The sequence below is a fragment of the Streptomyces lienomycini genome, assembly GCF_027947595.1.
Lineage (GTDB): Bacteria > Actinomycetota > Actinomycetes > Streptomycetales > Streptomycetaceae > Streptomyces > Streptomyces lienomycini.
In genome coordinates this window covers 875,533-896,145 of record NZ_CP116257.1, presented here as the reverse complement: position 1 = coordinate 896,145, position 20,613 = coordinate 875,533, and the positions used below count along the sequence as shown (strand labels likewise).

General features: G+C 73.5%; 18 protein-coding genes. 6 read left to right on the top strand and 12 right to left on the bottom strand.

What is annotated here, in order from left to right:
* Positions 1-7 precede the first annotated feature (7 nt).
* The 5 genes from BJ961_RS04275 to BJ961_RS04255 form a co-directional block, all read right to left on the bottom strand.
* Positions 8-1,537, bottom strand: a complete 1,530-nt coding sequence (locus BJ961_RS04275) for an aldehyde dehydrogenase family protein (protein ID WP_271319960.1) — start codon at positions 1,535-1,537, stop codon at positions 8-10.
* Positions 1,538-1,778: 241 nt separating this feature from the next.
* Entirely contained in the window at positions 1,779-2,768 is a 990-nt protein-coding gene (locus BJ961_RS04270; protein ID WP_271319959.1) for a malate dehydrogenase, read from the bottom strand.
* Positions 2,769-3,140: 372 nt separating this feature from the next.
* A complete protein-coding gene (locus BJ961_RS04265; RefSeq protein ID WP_271319958.1) occupies positions 3,141-4,523 on the bottom strand; it encodes a helix-turn-helix domain-containing protein in 1,383 nt (460 codons plus the stop codon).
* 447 nt (positions 4,524-4,970) lie between these two features.
* The gene (locus tag BJ961_RS04260) at positions 4,971-5,456 is read right to left on the bottom strand and encodes a DUF3017 domain-containing protein (RefSeq protein ID WP_271319957.1); all 486 of its coding nucleotides are present in this window, start codon (positions 5,454-5,456) and stop codon (positions 4,971-4,973) included.
* A gap of 274 nt (positions 5,457-5,730) precedes the next feature.
* Positions 5,731-6,585 (bottom strand): bifunctional methylenetetrahydrofolate dehydrogenase/methenyltetrahydrofolate cyclohydrolase, encoded by an 855-nt coding sequence (locus tag BJ961_RS04255; protein ID WP_271319956.1) that lies wholly within the window; start codon positions 6,583-6,585, stop codon positions 5,731-5,733.
* Between the two features lie 323 nt (positions 6,586-6,908).
* Here BJ961_RS04255 and BJ961_RS04250 point away from each other — a divergent pair, with 323 nt between their 5' ends.
* From BJ961_RS04250 to BJ961_RS04235, 4 genes are all read left to right on the top strand, one after another.
* Positions 6,909-7,487: a hypothetical protein gene (locus BJ961_RS04250; RefSeq protein ID WP_271319955.1), complete on the top strand. Its 579-nt coding sequence runs from the start codon at positions 6,909-6,911 to the stop codon at positions 7,485-7,487.
* Positions 7,488-7,629: 142 nt separating this feature from the next.
* Positions 7,630-8,376, top strand: a complete 747-nt coding sequence (locus BJ961_RS04245; protein ID WP_271319954.1) for an FHA domain-containing protein — start codon at positions 7,630-7,632, stop codon at positions 8,374-8,376.
* Positions 8,373-9,992 carry a protein kinase domain-containing protein gene (locus BJ961_RS04240; RefSeq protein ID WP_271319953.1) on the top strand — a complete coding sequence of 540 codons (1,620 nt, stop codon included), beginning with the start codon at positions 8,373-8,375 and terminating at the stop codon, positions 9,990-9,992. The genes BJ961_RS04245 and BJ961_RS04240 overlap by 4 nt, the downstream gene beginning before the upstream one ends.
* A 98-nt stretch (positions 9,993-10,090) precedes the next feature.
* Entirely contained in the window at positions 10,091-10,561 is a 471-nt protein-coding gene (locus tag BJ961_RS04235; protein ID WP_271319952.1) for a hypothetical protein, read from the top strand.
* A 124-nt stretch (positions 10,562-10,685) separates the two neighbouring features.
* Here BJ961_RS04235 and purH read toward each other — a convergent pair whose 3' ends face one another.
* Positions 10,686-12,263, bottom strand: coding sequence for a bifunctional phosphoribosylaminoimidazolecarboxamide formyltransferase/IMP cyclohydrolase (purH, locus tag BJ961_RS04230; protein WP_271319951.1), 1,578 nt, complete (start codon positions 12,261-12,263; stop codon positions 10,686-10,688).
* On the bottom strand, positions 12,260-12,907 hold the full coding sequence (gene purN / locus BJ961_RS04225) for a phosphoribosylglycinamide formyltransferase (RefSeq protein WP_271319950.1): 648 nt from the start codon (positions 12,905-12,907) through the stop codon (positions 12,260-12,262). Before purN ends, purH begins: the two co-directional genes overlap by 4 nt.
* Positions 12,908-13,200: 293 nt before the next feature.
* Between purN and BJ961_RS04220 the strand changes: the two genes are divergently transcribed.
* Positions 13,201-13,992: a hypothetical protein gene (locus BJ961_RS04220; protein ID WP_271319949.1), complete on the top strand. Its 792-nt coding sequence runs from the start codon at positions 13,201-13,203 to the stop codon at positions 13,990-13,992.
* Positions 13,993-14,065: 73 nt separating this feature from the next.
* Here BJ961_RS04220 and BJ961_RS04215 read toward each other — a convergent pair whose 3' ends face one another.
* Together BJ961_RS04215 and BJ961_RS35960 are read right to left on the bottom strand one after the other, a co-directional pair.
* Positions 14,066-15,430, bottom strand: coding sequence for a cell division protein PerM (locus BJ961_RS04215; protein ID WP_333782076.1), 1,365 nt, complete (start codon positions 15,428-15,430; stop codon positions 14,066-14,068).
* Positions 15,313-16,008: a cell division protein PerM gene (locus tag BJ961_RS35960; protein WP_333782075.1), complete on the bottom strand. Its 696-nt coding sequence runs from the start codon at positions 16,006-16,008 to the stop codon at positions 15,313-15,315. Before BJ961_RS35960 ends, BJ961_RS04215 begins: the two co-directional genes overlap by 118 nt.
* A 96-nt stretch (positions 16,009-16,104) precedes the next feature.
* On the opposite strand from BJ961_RS35960, the gene BJ961_RS04210 reads away from it, so the two are divergent.
* Positions 16,105-17,289 (top strand): helix-turn-helix domain-containing protein, encoded by a 1,185-nt coding sequence (locus BJ961_RS04210; protein WP_271319948.1) that lies wholly within the window; start codon positions 16,105-16,107, stop codon positions 17,287-17,289.
* 94 nt (positions 17,290-17,383) lie between these two features.
* On the opposite strand, the gene sucD is transcribed toward BJ961_RS04210, so the two are convergent.
* The 3 genes from sucD to BJ961_RS04195 all read right to left on the bottom strand — a co-directional run bounded on the left by sucD (position 17,384) and on the right by BJ961_RS04195 (position 20,486).
* Positions 17,384-18,268, bottom strand: a complete 885-nt coding sequence (sucD, locus tag BJ961_RS04205) for a succinate--CoA ligase subunit alpha (RefSeq protein ID WP_007444052.1) — start codon at positions 18,266-18,268, stop codon at positions 17,384-17,386.
* Between the two features lie 28 nt (positions 18,269-18,296).
* The gene (gene sucC, locus BJ961_RS04200; RefSeq protein ID WP_271319947.1) at positions 18,297-19,481 is read right to left on the bottom strand and encodes an ADP-forming succinate--CoA ligase subunit beta; all 1,185 of its coding nucleotides are present in this window, start codon (positions 19,479-19,481) and stop codon (positions 18,297-18,299) included.
* Positions 19,482-20,141: 660 nt separating this feature from the next.
* Entirely contained in the window at positions 20,142-20,486 is a 345-nt protein-coding gene (locus BJ961_RS04195) for a hypothetical protein (protein WP_271319946.1), read from the bottom strand.
* Positions 20,487-20,613 lie beyond the last annotated feature (127 nt).

Here is a 20,613-nt window from a genome sequence, read left to right as displayed (position 1 = left end):
GAGTGGGTCAGCCGGTGAACCAGCGGACGGGCCGGGGCGCGAGGTTCTGGTAGACGTGCTTGCTCTCGCGGTACTCGGCCAGGCCCGCGGGGCCGAGTTCGCGGCCGACGCCGCTCTTGCCGAAGCCGCCCCACTCCGCCTGCGGCAGGTAGGGGTGGAAGTCGTTGATCCACACGGTGCCGTGCCGCAGCCGGCCCGCGACCCGGCGGGCCCGTCCCGCGTCGGCGGTCCAGACGGCACCGGCCAGACCGTACTCGGTGTCGTTGGCGAGGGCTACGGCCTCGTCCTCGGTGCGGAAGGTCTCGACGGTGAGGACCGGCCCGAAGACCTCCTCCCGTACGACCCGCATCTCGCGGTGGCAGTGGTCGAGGACGGTCGGCTCGTAGAAGTAGCCGCCCTCGGGCCGCTGGGGCGACGGCTCGGGGCGCTTGCCGCCGCAGCGCAGTTCGGCGCCCTCGGCGAGCGCGGAGGCGACGTAGTCCTCGGTCTTGGCGCGCTGCTGCTCGGAGACGAGCGGCCCGCACTCGACGCCGTCCTCGGTGCCGCGGCCGAGGCGGATCCGCTGGGCGCGGCGGGCGAGTTCCGCGACGAAGCGTTCGCGGACGGACTCCTCGACGATGAGGCGCCCCCCGGCGGAGCAGACCTGGCCGCTGTGGATGAAGGCGGCGTTGAGGGCCTGGTCGACGGCGGTGTCGAAGCCCTCCTCGGTCTCGCAGGCGTCGGCGAAGACCACGTTGGGGTTCTTGCCGCCGAGTTCCAGGGCGACCTTCTTGACGGTGACGGCGGCGGCCTGGGCGACCTTGATGCCGCTGGTCAGGCCGCCGGTGAAGGAGACCAGGTCGACGCCGGGGTGCTCGGCGAGCCGGGCGCCGACGGTGTGGCCGGGCCCGGTGACGATGTTGGCGACGCCGGTGGGGAGCCCGGCCTCGGTCAGCAGGCCGATCAGGGCGACGGTGGTCATCGGCGTGATCTCGCTGGGCTTGATCACGAAGGTGTTGCCGGCGGCGAGCGCCGGGGCGATCTTCCAGCTGGCCTGGAGCAGCGGGTAGTTCCAGGGCGTGATCATCGCGCAGACCCCGACCGGTTCGTGCACGACGACGCTGTGGATGTCGGGCGAGCCCGCGTCGACGACCCGGCCGGGGGCCTCGCCCGCGACGAGGTCGGCGAAGTAGCGGAAGGCGTCGGCGACGCAGTCGATGTCGACGCGCCCCTCCTCGACGGTCTTGCCCGCGTCACGGCTCTCCAGCAGGCCGAGCGTCTCGCGGTCGCGTACGAGGAGGTCGGCGACGCGGCGCAGCAGGGCGGCGCGCTCGGCGACCGGCGTGTGCGGCCAGTCGCCCGCGTCGAAGGCGCGGCGGGCGGCGGCCACCGCGAGGTCGGTGTCCTTCTCGTCGCCCTCCGCGACCACGGCGAACGGCAGGGCGTCCGCGGGGTCGAGGATGTCGCGCGTGGCGCCGGAGGACGCCGCGAGCCACTCGCCTCCCGCGTGAATGGTCCGGTGCGAGCGCTCCGCCTCGGTCTCCGTGCTGTTCGCCATGTTCCCTGTTGCCTTCCGTTCCTGGTCGACCCCCCTGGGTCACCCGCGGGTCACCGCGGGTCGCTCTCGGGGACCGTGAGCCCCTGCCCCACCGCACCGTTTGCATGCCGGATCACCGGCCTGAAGTGCGGCGCATCACGGAGGAACGGGAGGAAACGGGACGTATGGGTGGCCGGGAACGGGAACGGGCCCCGTCCCGGTGGGAAACCGGAACGGGGCCCGTGCGGGCGTCGGGGCGGACTCAGAGGAGGCCGAGACCGCGGACCGCCTCGCGCTCCTCCGACAGCTCCTTGACGGAGGCGTCGATGCGGGCGCGGGAGAACTCGTTGATGTCCAGGCCCTGGACGATCTCGTAGGCGCCGTCCTTCGTGGTGACCGGGAAGGAGGAGATGATGCCCTCGGGGACGCCGTAGGAGCCGTCCGACGGGATGCCCATGGAGGTCCAGTCGCCCTCGGCGGTGCCGTTGACCCAGGTGTGCACGTGGTCGATGGCGGCGTTGGCGGCGGAGGCGGCCGACGAGGCGCCGCGGGCCTCGATGATGGCCGCGCCGCGCTTGGCGACGGTCGGGATGAAGTCCTCGGCGAGCCACTTCTCGTCGTTCACGGCCTCGGCGGCGTTCTTGCCGGCGACCGTGGCGTGGAAGATGTCCGGGTACTGGGTGGCGGAGTGGTTGCCCCAGATGGTCAGGCGCTTGATGTCGGCGACCGTCGAGCCCGTCTTCTTCGCGAGCTGGGTCAGCGCGCGGTTGTGGTCCAGGCGGGTCATCGCGGTGAAGCGCTCGGCCGGTACGTCCGGGGCGGCGGCCTGGGCGATCAGGGCGTTGGTGTTGGCCGGGTTGCCGACGACGAGGACCTTGATGTCGTCCGCGGCGTGGTCGTTGATGGCCTTGCCCTGCGGCTTGAAGATGCCGCCGTTGGCCTCCAGGAGGTCGCCGCGCTCCATACCCTTGGTGCGGGGACGGGCGCCGACGAGGAGGGCGACGTTGGCGCCGTCGAAGGCCACGTTCGGGTCGTCGCTGATCTCGATGCCCTGGAGGAGCGGGAACGCGCAGTCGTCCAGCTCCATCGCGGTGCCCTCGGCGGCCTTGAGCGCCGGGGTGATCTCCAGGAGGCGGAGCTTGACCGGCACGTCCGCGCCGAGCAGCTGGCCGGAGGCGATGCGGAAGAGCAGGGCGTAACCGATCTGGCCGGCCGCGCCGGTGACGGTGACGTTCACGGGAGTGCGGGTCATGGCGTTCTCCGTATGACAGCTGGCGGTGGGGCGTCCCGGCCCCGGGCGTTTGATCGATCTCTTGGCGTCAAGAGATCGATCCAGCGGTCAGGCTATCGCGCCCGCCGTGTCCGGGACGTCCGGGTCGGTGTGGCCCGGCCCACAGGGCGGCCGCCGGACCACCCGGGTGCCCGGCGGCGGGCCACGAGAGAGAGGCGGCCGCCTGTCCGGGAGAGGGGGGACGAAGGCGACCGCCGTTCGGGGACCGTTGCCGGACTCCCGTGGGGGTACTTCTCGCGTGCCCCCGACGCCGCGGTGCATGCCTGGCGCGGGCGAACTTTCTCCGTCCGCCCCCGCGCCCTCCGCTTCGGCTCCGCCGCGGCCCCGGCGGGCCTACTTCGTGCAGCCCTGCTGCCCCGAGGCCAGCGTCGCGCACGCGGTGGCGTCGGCCTCCGACTTCACGGCGACCATCGCGGTGTACGCGACGGTGCTGCCGGCCGTCCCGACCGTCGCCCGCTGCTCGTTCGCGCCGCCGGCGTTCACCTGGACCTCGTCGCCCTGGGCGGCCTGGGTGACGCGGGCCCACGCGGCACCGCAGACCTTGCTGTAGCGGACCTCGACGGCGGCCGTGCCGACGACGACGGTCGCGCCGGTGGTCACCAGGTCGCCGCCGCAGCCCATGACCTCCGGGTCCTTGCCGGTGCAGGCGTCGCCGCCGCACTTCACGCCCGGCGGCAGCTGCGGTTCCCTGCTCACCGTGGGGGACGGGGAGGGTTTGGCGCCCTCGTTCTTCTTGTCGCCGCCGTCGTTCAGGAAGAGGAAGGCGCCCGCGATCACGACGAGCGCGCCGACCACACCCGCGACGAACGTCAGCATCCGCTTGTTGCCGCCCCCCGGGGACCGCCCGCGCGGACCGGAGCCGCCGTGCGGGGGTTCGCCGTACTGGCCGTAGTCACGGTGGGCGCCGGTGGAGCCGGTGCCGTACGGCACCGCGGGACCGTTCGGCGCGGGCCCCGTCGGGCCGGCCGGTCCGGCCGGCTCGCCCGTGCCGGTCCGGGGCGCGGGCCGCGCCGTGCGGTCACCGGTCGGCGCGGGTCCCCGGTACCCGGCCAGGCCCCACGAGTTTCCCTCGGTCGCACCGCCGGACGACGGGTCGGAGGGGACAGCCGGCCCACCGCCGCCCCGGGGCGTGCCGAGCGCCGAGTCGGGGCTGTCGGCGGCGGTCGGCTGCGCCGGGACCGTCGGCGGCAGCGTGGGCGACACACCGGCCGGCCCGGCAACCCCGGACACGGCCGACGCTCCGCCGCCGTGGCGGTCGGTGCGGCTCGTCCTGCCGTTCCTGCCGCCGTTGCCCGGCTTGGCCGCGTGGCTGCCCGGCTTGGCCGCGTGGGTGCCGGACTTGGCCGCGTGGGTGCCCGACTTCGTCGGGGGCGTGCCCAGTTCGCCGAGCGCGGCACGGGCCTGGGAGATCCGGATGGCCTCCATGGTCATGTCGTGGCGCATCTCCGAGCGGCTCCAGGCACGCTCGGCCAGCTCCCACATGGTGGTCAGGTGGAGGGGGTTGGTCCCCGTCACCTCGGCCAGGGCCACGATGGCGCCCTTCGGCGCCAGCAGCCGGCCGTTCAGATAACGCTCCCAGGACGTCTTGCTGTAGCCCGTGGCGTCGGCCACCGACGCGACGCTCAGCTCGCTGCGGTCCACGAGCCGGCGCAGCTGACTGGTGAACTCCCTGATCTGCGGATCGAGTTCGTCCGGCAAGGCCTTCCAACGAGGCACTGCTTCCCCCTCTTCCCCCCGGTGACGTGCTGGTCGTTCCCCCGCTGGTCCGCGCGCGGCGTCCCGCGGGCGGCACCCGTTCTGGCTACCCACAGGGATGCGCCCGGTCAGGATCCCAGTTCCCGGGGTGGGGGCGCACAGGAGCACAGAGGCCGCGAACATGCACCGTCGCACGCCCACCGACCCTGGCCCAGTGTCCCACCGGCGGCCCTGTGCTCCGAACGGAACCCCTGACGCTAGCCGTGTCCCCGAACGACGTGGCGGTGAATACCCGAACTTCCCGAACTCGTCGGAACGGCGCGCGTAACGGAGTACCGGAACGGTCACTTCCGTGCCACAGCGCCCTGACAGCCGTTGAACAGGGCGTTCGGCGTGCAGGAGGGTGGGTCCCGGCGGCGGCCCGTCCTCTCACGGGGGTGAGGACGGGCCGCCGTACGGGAGCAGGTCCTAGCTCACGGTGAAGTGCAGCGTGTCCTTGAGGAACGGGATCTCCAGCACCGGTTTCGGCTGGGCCATCAGCGCCAGCAGGGCGATGGAGAGGCCCAGGACGGCGTAGGTGGTGATGTCCGTGAAGCGCGAGCGTACGGCGAGCATGCCGACGTCGGGCAGCATCCAGCGCAGCGCGGCACCCGCCAGCAGCGCGACGCCTATCAGCACCGTCCCCCAGCGGAAGACGTCCAGCGCGGTCAGCAGCAGGCCCAGGCCGACCAGCAGTACGACGGCGATCACCGGCCACTGGCGGGCGGGCGCCGGGGCGTCGCCGCCCGCGGCACGGCCGCCGCCCTCGGGACGTGCGGTGTCACGGGTGAAGAGCGGGAACCGGCGCGTGACGCGCCGCGGCCGCCCCTTGGCATCGGGCGCGCTGACCGGGTCGCGGACGGTGATGTCCTCCGGGTCCGGCGTGCCACCGGTGCCCTCCCGCTCCAGCGCCACCGAGGCCGTGGAGGGGTCGGAGGCCGTGGAGGGGTCGGAGGCCGTCGAGGGCTTCGAGAGCTTCGAGGCTCCGGAGGCCGTGGAAGCTCCCGAGGCTGCCGAGACTCCCGAGCCCGTGGAGGCTTCGGAGGTCCTCGGGGCTCCCGAGGCCGAGGAGGGCTCCGAGGCTGCCGTGTCCCCCGGGGCTGTCGTGTCCCCCGGGGCTCCGGTAGCCGTCGGGGCTTCCGAGGCCGTCGTGGGCTTCGCGTCGTCCGGGTGCTTGGCGTTGGTGTCCTCAGCCGGCACTGCGCTCCGCCGCCTCCACCACGTTGACCAGCAGCTGGGCCCGGGTCATGGGGCCGACGCCGCCGGGGTTCGGGGAGATCCAGGCGGCCACCTCGGCCACGCCGGGGTGCACGTCGCCCATGATCTTGCCCTCGGCGTTGCGGGAGACGCCGACGTCGAGGACGGCCGCGCCCGGCTTGACGTCCTCCGGGCGGACCAGGTGCGGGGAACCGGCCGCGGCGATCACGATGTCCGCGCGCCGCAGGTGCGAGGCCAGGTCCCGGGTGCCGGTGTGGCACTGGGTCACGGTGGCGTTCTCGCTGCGCCGGGTCAGCAGCAGCGGCATCGGGCGGCCGATGGTGACACCGCGTCCGACGACCACGACCTCGGCGCCCTTGATCTCCACGCCGTAGCGGCGCAGCAGGGTGAGGATGCCGTTGGGGGTGCAGGGCAGCGGCGCCGGCTCGTTCAGGACGAGGCGGCCCAGGTTCATCGGGTGCAGGCCGTCCGCGTCCTTGTCCGGATCCATCAGTTCGAGGATGCGGTTCTCGTCGATGCCCCGGGGCAGCGGCAGCTGGACGATGTATCCGGTGCAGGCCGGGTCCTCGTTCAGCTCGCGGACGACCGCCTCGATCTCCTCCTGGGTGGCCGTGGCCGGCAGTTCGCGCTGGATGGAGGCGATGCCGACCTGGGCGCAGTCGCGGTGCTTGCCGGCGACGTACTTCTGGCTGCCGGGATCGTCGCCGACCAGGACGGTGCCGAGGCCGGGTGTGACACCCCTCTCCTTCAGCGCCGCCACGCGGGCGGTCAGTTCGGACTTGATCGCGGCTGCGGTGGCCTTGCCATCGAGAATCTGGGCGGTCATACCCCCATCCTCGCGGATGACCGGCCCCCGGTTCCAATCAGGTCGGCATGCCGGCACCGCGCGCGGGTCCCCAAAGGCCGCGAGGGCCTGCGGGAGGCTTCGGGCACGGCGGGACGGGTCCGGCCGTATCCACCGATGATCGACGTTGTTGCACTTGCACAACACCTTGCGGGCGGGGTGGACAAGTAAGAGTTCGGTCAAGAACGATGGGGCAGCACAGTGCCGCGGGGCCGTACCGGGGGGACGAACCGCTTCGTAAGAACTTCCTCCGCGTCGGGCCACGCGTCGTCCCCGCACTTGACAGCGACGGAGGAAGTCCCGCCATGAGTTTCGGCGACCCGAACAACCCCTACGGTGCGCCCCAGGGCGGCCAGCAGCCGAACTACGGCTACCCCCAGCAGCAGCCCCAGGGCCAGCCCGGCTACGGCTACCCCCAGGCTCCTCCGGTGTCGGCCGGCTACGGCTACCCGGCCGCCCCGACCTCGATGCCCGGCACGGTCAGCGCGGCCCGCGTCATGCTGTGGGTGATTTTCGGCCTCCAGCTCGTCGGCGTGGTCCTGTTCGCCATCAGCGCCGTCGGCGTGGACGCCGCGAAGAACGACGAGGCGCTGAAGGACGACGCCTCCTTCCAGCAGCTCGCCGACTACTCGTCCGGCATGCTGTGGGGTCTCACCGCGTTCGCCCTGGTGTGGGGCCTGATCGCCCTCGTACTGGCGATCAAGGTCGGCGGCGGGAGCAACGGCTTCCGCATAGCGACCCTGATCTTCGCCATCATCACCGCGATCCTCGGCCTGTACCCGTTCATCGTCGTGGGCCTGGTCCACACGGTGCTGGCCATCCTGATCGCCGTGTTCGTCGGCAACTCGAACGGCTCGGCCTGGTACAAGCGTCCCCGCTACTGAGGGCCGGGCGCCGGGCACCGGCGACTGAACAGTTCGCGCCAATCACCGCACAGGGCCGTGTCTCACCCTTACGAGGGGGGCACGGCCCTGGTGCGTCGCCCTAGTCTGGCCTGGGTAGCCGTCAGGCACGGGGAGACGCACCTTGTACAGCATCATCGTGGTACCTCCGCCGACCCCGGAGGTCGAACACACCGGCGCCCGGTTCCGGCTCGCGCCCGGCGACCGGCTCGTCTTCGGGCGGGCCGTGCCCGAGGTCGGACTGCTGATCGGGCACGACGGGGTGTCCCGCAGAGCGGGTGAGATCACCGCCCACGGCACCTTCTGGACCATGAGCAACCTCTCCTCCCACCAGACCTACGTGGTGGAGAACCCGGAGGGCGCGGGCGAGCACATCAAGGTCGCGCCGGGCCGCCTCGACGCCCCGGTGCCGTTCGAGTTCTCGCGGATCGTGCTGCCGGCGGCGGGCGACCTGCTGCCGGTCGAGGTGTGGGCGCCGCGCCACGACTACCTGAGCGGCGGGGAGGGCACCGACGGCGAGCCGACGGCCCCGGCCTTCTCCGTCGACCGCACCAAGCGGTACTTCGCCGTGCTGGCCGCGCTGTGCGAGCCGCGGCTGCGCGGGGCGCCGCACGCTCCGCTGCCGACGACGGACCAGGTCGTCGAGCGGCTCCGCCCGGCGTGGCCGGCCGCCTCCCGTGCGTCGGTGCAGTGGAACATCGACTACCTCGCGGTGAAACTGCGCCTGAAACCGGGCCCGGAGACCGCCGAGCCGGGCCCCCGGCTGAACGGCAAGAAGGAGTCGCTGGTCTCGCTGGCGCTCCGCTTCGACCTGGTCCGCGAGGACGACCTGGTGGTCCTCGCGGCCCCGTCCGGACAGGCGTTGCGGTGAGCGAGCCGTACGCCGTCCCGGTGCCCAGGGGGTACCGGGTGGGCTGCTGGGAGGTGCGCGAGCCGATCGCGACCGGCGCCTTCGGCAGCGTGTACGCCGCGCGCCGCACGGACGGCGCGGTCGGCACGAGCGGCACTGACGGCGCGGTCGGCGGGGACGGCAGGGACGGCACCGGCGACGAGCTGCCGCGGACGGCCGCGCTGAAGTTCCTGCCCACCGGCACCGGCACCCCGCGCCAACTGGCCCACCTGCGGGACCTGGTCGAGCGCGAGGTCGAGTTGCTGCGCCGGCTGCGCCGGCCCCGGCTGATCCGGATGTACGAGACCCTCACCGTCGACGACCCCGCGGACAGCAGGCTCGACGGCGCGACCGTCCTCGTGCTGGAGCGGGCCGAGGGCTCCCTGTCCGCGCTGCTCACCGCCTCGCCCCGCCCGCCGGCCGGGCCCGCGCTGCTCGCGCAGGTCTGTGCGGGGCTGGCCCAGCTGCACCGGGCGGGGTGGGTGCACGGGGACCTGAAACCGGCCAACGTGCTGCTGATGGCGGACGGTTCGGTGCGGCTCGCGGACTTCAACATGGCCGCCGAGATGGAGGGCACCCACGCCTACACGCCCGCCTTCTCCACCCCGGACTACACGCCGCCCGAGCTGCTGTGGTCCGAGATCGGCGAACGGGGCCGCCGGATCCGCCCGTCCGCCGACGTGTGGGCCTTCGGTGTCCTGGCCCACCTGGTGCTCACGGGGTCCTTCCCGCTGCCCGGCGGCACCCCGACGGCCCGCCGCGACGCCGCCGTCGCCTACGCGCGCGGCGCCCACGAGCTGCGGCTGTCGCCCGAACTGCCGCAGGCGTGGCGGGAGATCGTACGGGCGTGTCTGACCCGTACGCACGCCGGACGGATCGGCACCGACGCCCTGCTGCGGCGGGTGGCGGGCGCGGCGGGCGTCGCGAGCGGCGCGGCGCGGTTCTCGCCGCGGCGTCGTGTCCGTCCCCGGCGCGGGGTGCTCGCCGCCTCCGTCGCCGGGCTGGTCGCCCTCGCCGCGCTCGGGTACGGCGTGGTCCGCTGGTCCGGCGACGCCCGGCAGCCCGCCGCGGGCCCGGCCGGGGGCGGCGGCGTGAGCGTCTCCGCCGCCTCCTACGGCGCGGCCGAACTGCGCACCGACCGGGGCGTGCCGCCCGCCTACCGCCTGCTGATCGTGGAGACGGCGCACGACTGCGACCGCGAGGAGGTCAGCCCGGTGCTGATCGCGGCCATGCTGAAGGTCGAGAGCGACTTCGACCCGGACCTCGCCGACCCGGCCAAGGACGAGTACGGCATCGCCCGCTGGACGCCGAGTGTGCTGCGCTGGTGGATGAACGAGGACGGCACGCCGGGCGAGAGCGTCCCCCGGCCGCCGTTCCCGCCGGCCGAGTCCGTCCCGGCGATGGGCCGCTACCTGTGCTGGATCACGCCCCGTCTCGACGCCGGTCTGAAGGGCGACCGCCGGGTGCTGGTCGCCGTGGCCTACCGGACGTCGTACCGGAAGGTGAACGACGCGGGCGGGGTTCCCCCGAAGTACCGCGACTACGCCGCCCGCGTCGCTCACCACCTCAAGGAGTACACGCCCTCGGGCCGGAAGTGACCCTGGGAGTTCCGAGGTACCGTCCGGCCGGCGTTCCGGGGCACGGTGTGGGCACACCGCTTCGGCGGCACGACACCCAGATTCACGGGGGAACAACGATGAACGTCATCAAGTCCGCAGCACTCCTCGTCGCGGCCACGGCCCTGGCCGCGAGCTCGACGGTCGCGGCCACGGCCGCCGACGGCCCGGACGGCACCCGGGTGACCGGCCTCCAGCAGAAGGCCGACCGGGTGCTGGCCGACAGCCCGACGCCCCGGCGCGTGACCGCCGACGCGGTCGAGTACGAGGGCCTGACCGTGACGGACGCGCCCAGGACCAAGGGCGCCCAGGACCTGGCCTGCGACTACGGCCACCTGTGCATGATCGTCAACGGCACGAAGTTCGACTTCTACAAGTGCCAGACGTGGAACCTGACCAACTGGACCGGCAACGGCCCCTTCACCAACAACCAGACGCCGGGCACGGTCGCCAAGTTCTTCAACAAGGACGGCAGCGTCCGCTGGACGTCCACGGCCTACCAGGCGGGCACGGCGACCTGGGACCCGATCTGGTCGCTGCGCCCCTGCTGATCCGCCGGCCCGGGTCTGCCCATGAGGCGGCCCCCGGTTCCCTCCGCCGAGGGGACCGGGGGCCGCCTCGGCCGCGTCGGTGTCCGTGCCGGTGCCGGTGTTTGTGCCGGTACCGGTGCCGGTGTCAGTGGAAGAAGTGCCGCGTGCCCGTGAAGTACATCGTCACGCCGGCCTTCTTCGCGGCCTCGACGACCAGCTCGTCGCGGACCGAACCGCCGGGCTGGACCACGGCCTTCACGCCGGCCCCGGTGAGGATCTCCAGGCCGTCCGGGAAGGGGAAGAAGGCGTCGGAGGCGGCGTACGCCCCCTGCGCCCGCTCGGCACCGGCGCGCTCCACCGCGAGCTTCGCGGAGTCGACGCGGTTGACCTGGCCCATGCCGACGCCGACGGAGGCGCCGTCCTTGGCGAGGAGGATCGCGTTGGACTTGACGGCCCGGCAGGCCTTCCAGGCGAAGGACAGCTCGGCCAGCTCCGCCTCGGACAGTGCCTCACCGGTGGCGAGGGTCCAGGTGGCGGGGTCGTCGCCCTCGGCCTGGAGGCGGTCGGTGACCTGGAGGAGGGCTCCGCCGTCGATGGGCTTGACCTCGACCGGGGCGGCGGGCGCCTCGGGGGCGCGCAGCACGCGGATGTTCTTCTTCTTGGTGAGGGCTTCGAGCGCGCCGTCCTCGTAGTCCGGCGCGACGATGACCTCGGTGAAGATCCCCGCGACCCGCTCGGCCATCTCCTTGGAGACCGGGCGGTTGACGGCGATCACACCGCCGTACGCGGAGACCGGGTCGCAGTCGTGCGCCTTGCGGTGCGCCTCGGCGACGTCCGCGCCGACCGCGATGCCGCACGGGTTGGCGTGCTTGATGATCGCGACGCACGGCTCGGTGTGGTCGTACGCGGCACGGCGGGCGGCGTCCGTGTCCGTGTAGTTGTTGTACGACATCTCCTTGCCGTGCAGCTGCTCGGCCTGCGCGAGGCCGCCGCCCTCGGGGGAGGTGTAGAGCGCGGCCGGCTGGTGCGGGTTCTCGCCGTAGCGCAGGGTGTGGGCGCGCTCGTAGGTGGCGCCGAGGAAGTCCGGGAAGCCCGACTCGTCGACCGGGGCGTACTCGGCGGCGAACCAGGAGGCGACGGCCACGTCGTACGCGGCGGTGTGCTGGAAGGCCTCGGCGGCCAGGCGCCTCCGGGCGGCCAGGTCGAAGCCGCCGTCCTTGACCGCCGAGAGCACGTCGGCGTACCGGGCGGGGCTGGTGACCACGGCCACCGACGGGTGGTTCTTGGCGGCGGCGCGGACCATCGAGGGGCCGCCGATGTCGATCTGCTCGACGCACTCGTCGGCGGTGGCGCCCGAGGCGACGGTCTCGCGGAACGGGTACAGATTGACCACGACCAGGTCGAACGGGGCCACGCCCAGCTCGTCGAGCTGCTGCCGGTGGCTCTCCAGGCGCAGGTCGGCGAGGATGCCCGCGTGGACCTTGGGGTGCAGGGTCTTGACGCGGCCGTCCAGGCACTCCGGGAAGCCGGTCAGCTCCTCGACCTTGGTGACGGGGACACCGGCGGCGGCGATCCGCCCGGCGGTCGACCCGGTGGAGACGAGTTCGACGCCCGCCTCGTGCAGCCCGCGGGCGAGGTCCTCGAGCCCGGTCTTGTCGTAGACGCTGACGAGCGCCCGTCGGATGGCCCGCTTGTTGCTCTCGGCGGTGGCGGTGGCGGTCACTGGATAACTACCTTTCGTCCCTCAATGCGATAGCCGTTGCGGGCGAGCCGCCCCACGACATCGACGAGCAGCCTTCGCTCGACTTCCTTGATGCGCTCGTGCAGAGCGGCACCTTCGTCTTCGTAGTCCTCGTCCCGGACCTCCACCACGCCCTGCGCGATGATCGGCCCGGTGTCGACGCCGTCGTCGACGAAGTGGACGGTGCAGCCGGTGACCCTGGCGCCGTACGCGAGCGCGTCCCGCACACCGTGGGCCCCCGGGAAGCTGGGGAGGAGGGCGGGGTGGGTGTTGACGAACCGCCCGCCGAACCGCGCGAGGAACTCCTTCCCCACGATCTTCATGAACCCGGCCGAGACGACGAGGTCCGGCTCGTGGGCCGCGACGGCGTCGGTGAGCGCCGCGTCCCACTCCTGGCGGGTGCCGTAGTCCCTGACCTTTCGCACGAAGGTCGTCAGGCCGGCGCGCTCGGCGCGGGCGAGCCCCTCGATGCCGTCGCGGTCGGCGCCGACGGCCACGACCTCGGCTCCGTAGACCTCGGCGCCGGCGGCGGCGATCTCGTCGAGGATCGCCTGGAGGTTGGTGCCGGATCCGGAGACCAGCACGACGAGGCGCTTGGCTCGCCGGTCCACGGGCTTGGCGGCCACGGTGGGGCCTTTCTCGGGGGGAGCGGGTCGTTTGTACGGTCGTACGAATGCATCGCGCCCCGGGATACGGGGAAGTCTACGAAGCGGCCGACCGTCAGCAACGATACCGGCACACCGGACGGCCCCCTCGGGACGGGGGCGCGGCCGGAAGGTAGCGTCTGCCTGGAGCCGGAGCGGGAACGCCGCCCGTGCGTCGCGCGTTCACCAGACGTACCGACCAGTTCGCCCGTTCCACAGCTCGCCCGCTCCACCCGCCACCCGTTCATCGTCGCCAAGGGGAAGACGCTCAGTTGATGCCGGACCGCAGCCTGCGACTGCTCACGCTCCCCCGTCAGTCGGCACAGCCAGGGGAGCGCAGCACCGTGTTGCTGCGGGAGCGCCCCTCGTCACCGCCGGACACCCCCTCGGACCGGAGGGACGGCGGCGAGCAGGACGGCGCCGCCGACAAGGACAATCCGTTCGCGCCGCCCGCCGAGGGCACCCCGGACCAGCCCTGGCAGCCGCGGCATCCGTCGGGCGACGACGACTCCCGGGGCGGCGGCTCGCAGGGCGGCTCCCCGTGGGGCGGCCGGTGGAGCGACCGGCAGCCCGGCCGGTCCCCCGGCGGCTTCGGCGAGCGGCCCGGCGGTGCGGGGCCCGAGGGACCGGGCGGCGGCGGTGGGGGTCCGCGCTGGGACCCGAAGGACCCGGCCCAGCGGCGTGCCCGCTACGCCCTGCTGAGCGGCATGTGGGCCCTCTTCTTCGCCCTCTTCACCTGGCCGTACGTGGCCCTGCTGCTGGGCGCCCTGTCGTTGTACTGGGGCATCAGCTCGCTGCGCGCCAAGCCCCGCGCCGCCGCCGACCCGGACACCCCGGCGGCCCCGCAGGCCGAGCAGCAGAGCGGCCGCCCGCAGCGCACCGCCGCGATCAGCGGCCTGGTCACGTCGTCCCTGGCCATCCTCCTGGTCGCCGCGTCCTTCAGCGCCCAGCTGGTCTACAGCGACTACTACACCTGCCGCGACGACGCCCTGACCAACGCCGCGGAGCAGTCCTGCGAGCGCCACCTGCCGGAACAACTGCGGGACCTGCTGGGCTCGGGGGACTGAAGCCCTTCGGTCGGGCGAGGGACGGCAGCGGGGCGAAGAGGGCCCCTCTACGGACCGCCGTCCCCGCCCGCCCTCATGTCCCGCCGTGTGACGACTCGGCGGGACCGTCGGCCGGCAGCAGGTCGTATCCGGCGCCGCCGTCACCGTCGTCGCCGTACAACCGGAACGGCACCGAGTCCTCGTCCGGCCCGGCCCCCGCGTCCTTCGTCTCCCGTTTCCGCCCCCACCGCACGGAGGGCCACGACGCCGGCACCCACCGACGCGGGCGGGCATCCCCGCCGGCCGGCCCGGGAGCCCCGGCCCCCACCCCGCTCCGCGCCCCGGCCGTCGCCCTGCTCTGCGCCCCGGCCGCCGTCCCGCTCTTCACCCCGGCCGTCGTCCCCGCCGTCGTCCCGCTCTTCACCCCGGCCGTCCCGGCCGCCGTCCCCGCCGTCGTCCCGCCCTTGACCCCGGCCGTCGTCCCGCTCTTCACCCCGGCCGCCGTCCCCGCCGCCGTCCCGGCCTTCACCCCGGCCGCCGTCCGGCTCTTCACTCCGCCCTTCGCCCCGGCTTCCCGAGCGGCAGCTCCCCGGCACCGCCACGCCCTCGCCACCACCGCCACGGGCACCGCGACCAGCCCGACCCACGCCAGCGTCGCGCCCCCCGCCTGCCACCACACCGGTCCGAAGCGGGCGAGGGCGGCGTTGCCCAGCGGTCCGCCCGCGAACGCGGCCAGCAGGGCGACGAGTCCCGCGCACAGGACGGCGGCCACGACGGCGGCGGCAGCCGTCCGCCGCCACGACCACGCCTCGGCGACCTCCTCCGCCCGCAGCGCCACCGGCCCGGCCGCCCCACGCGCCGGAGCTGCCGTACCCGCCGTATCCGCGGTACCCGCCGTATCCGCGGTACCCGCCGTCGCGGTCCGTGCCGTGAACCACCCGACCACCGCCCCGGCCGCCAGCGGCACCGCCCCGGCCGCCCAGTGCAGCGGCGCTCCGGGACCCGCGTCCGGCACCGCCGCCAGCAGCGGAAACGGCGGCAGCAGTGGCGCGGGCGTGGAGGAGAGCGGGCCCACGACATGCCCGGTACCGAGCACGAAGCCGGGGCCGAGGGCGTACACCGCCGCCCACACCGCCGCGTTCGGCACCAGCGTCAGACAGAGCAGCAGTACGGCGAACCGCCCCGACCACCCCTCGGTCAACCGCCGGAACGCCTCCCCCGCTTCGGGCCCGTGCCACACCAGGGACACCGCGAGCAGCAGCGCCCCGCCTCCGACGAGCACCGCCGCACCGGCGCCCGCGGCGCGCGTCGCGGCGCCCAGGCGCGCGTCCGGTTCCACCATCAGCTCGCGCAGCTTCCGCGAAGCACGCGCAGCGCCCGCCCCACCGGCCCGCCCGGCCGGCCGAACGCCGTCCACACACCGGCGCCCGCCGCGCCCATGGCGACCAGCGGCAGGCACACCGCCGCCCACCACCACGAGGGCCGCAGCGCGCCGCCCTGCGCGTACAGCACGACGGGCAGGGCGACGGCGAGGTATCCGAGGACGACCCCCGTCCAGGCCACGCGGGCCGAAACGGGTGGCGGTCCGGTGTCCGGGAGGCCCGCCATCCACGCCGGGCGGACCCCGGCCCCCGCCTTCGGCGCCGCTCCCACGGCCACGCCCACGCCGTCCCCGGCGTCCGTGGCGTCCCGCGCCGCGCGGTGCAGCAGCCACACCGGCAGGAGGAGCAGCAGCAGCGGGGTGACGCCCACGGGCGCGGGGGCGCCGGAGAGCGTGTCGGCCCGCATCAGTTCCGCCCCGTGCGCCAGCGTCCACAGCGCCGCGGCGACGTGGAGGGCGCCGCCGGGACCGCTGTCGGGGTAGGGCGAACTGATCCACAGCAACGTCACGAGCGCGGCGCACGCCGCCAGTCCGAGGACCGCCGCGAACACGCCGCCCAGGAGGCCGGCGGCCAGCCCGGGCGACCGGTCGCGCCACCGGGTGCGCAGCAGGGAGAACGGGTTCGGGCGAGCGGTCGTATGGATCACGCCCGTCATGCTCCCAACGACACGCGCTTTCCCGGCGTAACGAGCGAAGCCCCGTTGTGTCGCTCAATATATGTTTATGTACTTTTTCGTACGAAGGGGTGTCCTGTGACACGCGGCCCCGCGACCCCGCTCCCACCCCCCAAGGAACGCCGACGCCTGCGGGAGACGGCCGCACTGACACAGGCTCAGCTCGGTACGCGGGTGGGCGTCGCCCCCGGGACGGTCCGCGCGTGGGAGAGCGGCCGCACGACTCCGCGAGGCCGGAAACGGGAGGCGTACGCGAAGTTGCTGGCGACGCTGGCCGGGGAGGACCCGGCGGGACGGGCGACGCGGACGCCCGAGGAGGAGCCGGATTCGGGGCCGGTACGGGAAGCGGAACCGGAAACCACCCCGGAGACGCACGCCCAGCCTCAGCCGCAGCCGGGGCCGGAGGCGAAACCGCGACCGGAGCGCGCGCCGGAGCCGCAGCCGCGACCGGACCCGCAGCCCCTCGCGCTGACGCCCGCTCAGGCCTTCGACGCGCTGTACGAGTTCGGCGCCCCCGCCCTCGTACGGCAGACCTTCCTGCTGACCGGCCGCCGTGAGCAGGCGCGCGAGTCGGTGGAACGGGCCTTCCAGGCGGCCTGGGAGCACTGGCCCGAGGTGGCCCGCGACCGCGACCCGGTGGGCTGGGTGCGGGCGACGGCGTACGAGTACGCGCTCTCGCCCTGGCAGCGGTTCCGCCCGCGGCACCGGCACCCGGAGCCGCCGCCCGCCGACCCCGGCGACCGCACCCTGCTGAACACCCTGCTCCGGCTCCCTCCGAGGCACCGCCGCACGCTCGTGCTGTACGACGGGGTGGGCCTGGACCTGCCCGAGACGGCGGCGGAGACGGAGGCGAGCACCCCGGCGGCGGCGAACCGGCTGCTGCACGCCCGCGAGGCCGTCGCCGACCGGCTGCCCGCCCTGGCCGACCCGCAGGTGCTGCACCGGCGGCTGGCCGAGCTGGCGTCGAACGAGCGGCTGCGGACGACGCTGCCGCCGACGGTGCGCACCGTCGGCGAACGCCGGAACCGGTTCTGGACCCGGGCCGCGATCGCCTTCACGGTCGCCCTCATCGGCACCACCACACTGACCCTGCGCACCGCGCCGACGCACTACGAACCGCCCGTGTCCCCCGGGAAGGCGGTGCGCGGGGTACCGCCCAGGGTGGTGCAGGGGGCGCTGTCGGACGAGGAGCTGGAGCTGCGGCGGAAGCTGCGCGACCAGATGCAGGACGGGCCCGAACGGCTGAGCCCGAGCCTCGAATGACGTGGCGCCCGGAACGCCGAGTGGCCCGCCCCCGTGAGCAGGGGGCGGGCCACTCGGCGTGGAACAGGCGCTCGGCCTGCGCTCCGGTCCGGTGTCAGCCGGCCAGGATGGCGCGGGCGAGCTTCGCCGTCTCGGTCGGCGTCTTGCCGACCTTGACGCCGGCGGCCTCCAGGGCCTCCTTCTTCGCCTGGGCGGTGCCGGACGAACCGGAGACGATGGCGCCGGCGTGGCCCATGGTCTTGCCCTCGGGCGCGGTGAAGCCCGCGACGTAGCCGACGACCGGCTTGGTCACGTTCTTCGAGATGTACTCCGCCGCACGCTCCTCGGCGTCGCCGCCGATCTCGCCGATCATGACGATCAGGTCGGTGTCGGGGTCGGCCTCGAACGCGGCGAGCGCGTCGATGTGCGTGGTGCCGATGATCGGGTCGCCACCGATGCCGACGGCGGTCGAGAAGCCGATGTCACGCAGCTCGTACATCATCTGGTACGTCAGCGTGCCGGACTTCGAGACCAGGCCGATGCGGCCCGGCTTCGTGATGTCGCCCGGGATGATGCCGACGTTGGACTGGCCCGGGGTGATGATGCCGGGGCAGTTCGGGCCGATGATCCGGGTCTTGTTGCCCTTCTTGCCGGCGTACGACCAGAAGGCGGCCGAGTCGTGCACGGCGATGCCCTCGGTGATGACGACGGCCAGCGGGATCTCGGCGTCGATGGCCTCGACGACGGCGTCCTTGGTGAACTTCTCCGGCACGAAGATGACGGAGACGTTGGCGCCGGTCTTCTCGATGGCCTCCTTGACGGTGCCGAAGACCGGTACCTCGTTGCCGTCGAAGTCCACGGAGGTGCCCGCCTTGCGCGGGTTCACGCCGCCCACGACCTCGGTGCCGTCACCGAGCATGAGCTTGGTGTGCTTCATGCCGGTGGCGCCGGTCATGCCCTGGACGATGACCTTGCTGTCCTTGTTGAGCCAGATAGCCATGGTGTGTTGGTGTCCTCGTCCTGAGTGCTTACTTGGCGGCGGCGTGAGCCAGCTCGGCGGCCTTGTCGGCCGCGCCGTCCATGGTGTCGACGCGCTGGACCAGCGGGTGGTCGGCGTCGGTGAGGATCTTGCGGCCCAGCTCGGCGTTGTTGCCGTCGAGACGGACGACGAGCGGCTTCTCGACCTTCTCGCCGCGGTCCTCCAGGAGCTTCAGCGCCTGGACGATGCCGTTGGCGACCTCGTCGCAGGCGGTGATGCCGCCGAAGACGTTGACGAACACGGAGCGGACGTCCGGGTCGCCGAGGATGATCTCCAGGCCGTTCGCCATGACCTGGGCGGAGGCGCCGCCACCGATGTCCAGGAAGTTGGCGGGCTTGACGTTGCCGTGCGCCTCACCGGCGTACGCGACGACGTCCAGGGTGCTCATGACGAGACCCGCGCCGTTGCCGATGATGCCGACCTCGCCGTCGAGCTTGACGTAGTTGAGGTTCTTCTCCTTGGCGGCGGCCTCGAGCGGGTTGGCCGCGGCCTTGTCGTGGAGGGCCTCGAAGTCGGGGTGACGGAACTCGGCGTTGTCGTCCAGCGACACCTTGCCGTCCAGGGCGAGGACGTCGCCGGAGACGACCTTGGCCAGCGGGTTGACCTCGACCAGGAGGGCGTCCTCCTTGATGAAGGTGTCCCACAGCTTGACCAGGATGTCGGCGACCTTGTCGGCGACCTCGGCCGGGAACTTCGCGGCCTCGACGATCTCGCGCGCCTTCTCGGGCGTCACGCCGTCGATCGCGTCGATCGGGGTCTTGGCGACGGCCTCCGGACGGGTGGCCGCCACCTCCTCGATCTCCATGCCGCCCTCGACGGAGGCGATGGAGAGGAAGGTGCGGTTGGCACGGTCGAGGAGGAAGGAGACGTAGTACTCCTCGACGATCTCGGGGGCGGTCTCGGCGATCATCACCTTGTGGACCGTGTGGCCCTTGATGTCCATGCCGAGGATGTCCGTCGCGCGGGCGACGGCCTCGTCCGCCGAGGCGGCGAGCTTCACGCCGCCGGCCTTGCCGCGGCCACCGACCTTCACCTGAGCCTTGACGACGGACTTGCCGCCCAGACCCTCGGTGATCGCGCGCGCCGCCTCAGGCGTGTCGATGACTTCACCGGCCAGCACCGGTACATCGTGCTTGGCGAAGAGGTCCCTCGCCTGGTACTCGAACAGGTCCACGCGCTTCCGTCCCTATCAGTGATCTCGCGGTTCGTTGGATGCGTGGGCGTGCCGCGAAGGGCAACGTGACGTCCGCTGTGAGTCACAAGGGGGGCGCACACGGTGTCCGAGCGCGCGGCATGTCCGTCTCGCAGGTTATCGCCGCATGCGGAGGGTCTCTAAATCGTGGGTCACACCTGAGCGGTGATGCCTGTCACATGATGCCGCGCTCACTGGCACGCCGTGCCGGGTGTGAGTCGGATACGGAGCCTCTCCGCGCGTCGGTGGAGGGCCTCACCGGGTTGGGGTTGGACCCGGTGAGGCCCGTGGGCTCCCGGGCGGGCCGCACGGGTGCGGTCCGCCCGGGGTGCGGGCCGGCTGATCCCCACCCCAATGGGGACCTGCCGACCCGGACCGCGGGGGTTCGGCCCTCCGGAGGCCGACGGCTTTCGGCCGTGTCCGGGGCCTGGCCCCCCGCGGGGTCGGTGCCTGCCGCGGAGAAGTCGGTGCCTGCCGCGGAGGTGGCCACGAGGCGCCGGTGGCGTGCCCCGGACACCGGGCGGGGTGTTCCGGGGTGCCGGGACGGGATGCCGAACCGTGGGGGGCGGACGCGGGGGCGTCCGGGCGGCGAGCGCGGAGGGGGCTGTGTTGCGTGGCGGGCGCGGCGGCGGGAGCGGACGTTCAGGCGGGAGAGACGGGGATGTCGCGGTACGGCTCCCGGACCGCGGGCGCGTCGACTCGCTCCGGGGCTTCGGACAGGGGCCGGAACGTGATCCGGGGCTGTGGGGCGACCGCGCGTACGTCCCCGTGCCGCGGCGTCCCCCGGTCGGCGCCGGACGCGGAGCCGAGCGCGCCGTCGGGGTCGCCGGTGGGTGCGTGGCGGGAGGGGGCGTACTCGGTGGGCGCGGGCCCGGCCCGGTCGGTGCCTGTGTGCGCCTCGGGCACCGCTCCGACGCGGGGCTGCGGACCGAACCCGACGCGCACCACGCGCGGAGCGGCATCGGGCAGGGCAGCTGACCAGATCAAGAGGGGGAGGTTCCTCCCGTGCGGCGGAACGGGCCGCGCGTCGGACATCGCGTCGACACGCCGCGCGATACTCGCACGGGGATCCGGAGGTCGCGCAAGCCCGGCCGCACCGACGGCCCGTCATATC

Coding starts and splice junctions, on each gene's coding strand:
- BJ961_RS04220 (WP_271319949.1), top strand. CDS start 13,201: ATGCCGGACCGCAGCCTGCGACTGCTCACGCTCCCCCGTCAGTCGGCA.
- BJ961_RS04250 (WP_271319955.1), top strand. CDS start 6,909: ATGAGTTTCGGCGACCCGAACAACCCCTACGGTGCGCCCCAGGGCGGC.
- BJ961_RS04275 (WP_271319960.1), bottom strand. CDS start 1,537: ATGGCGAACAGCACGGAGACCGAGGCGGAGCGCTCGCACCGGACCATT.
- BJ961_RS04235 (WP_271319952.1), top strand. CDS start 10,091: ATGAACGTCATCAAGTCCGCAGCACTCCTCGTCGCGGCCACGGCCCTG.
- BJ961_RS04255 (WP_271319956.1), bottom strand. CDS start 6,585: ATGACCGCCCAGATTCTCGATGGCAAGGCCACCGCAGCCGCGATCAAG.
- BJ961_RS35960 (WP_333782075.1), bottom strand. CDS start 16,008: ATGACGGGCGTGATCCATACGACCGCTCGCCCGAACCCGTTCTCCCTG.
- sucD (WP_007444052.1), bottom strand. CDS start 18,268: ATGGCTATCTGGCTCAACAAGGACAGCAAGGTCATCGTCCAGGGCATG.
- BJ961_RS04270 (WP_271319959.1), bottom strand. CDS start 2,768: ATGACCCGCACTCCCGTGAACGTCACCGTCACCGGCGCGGCCGGCCAG.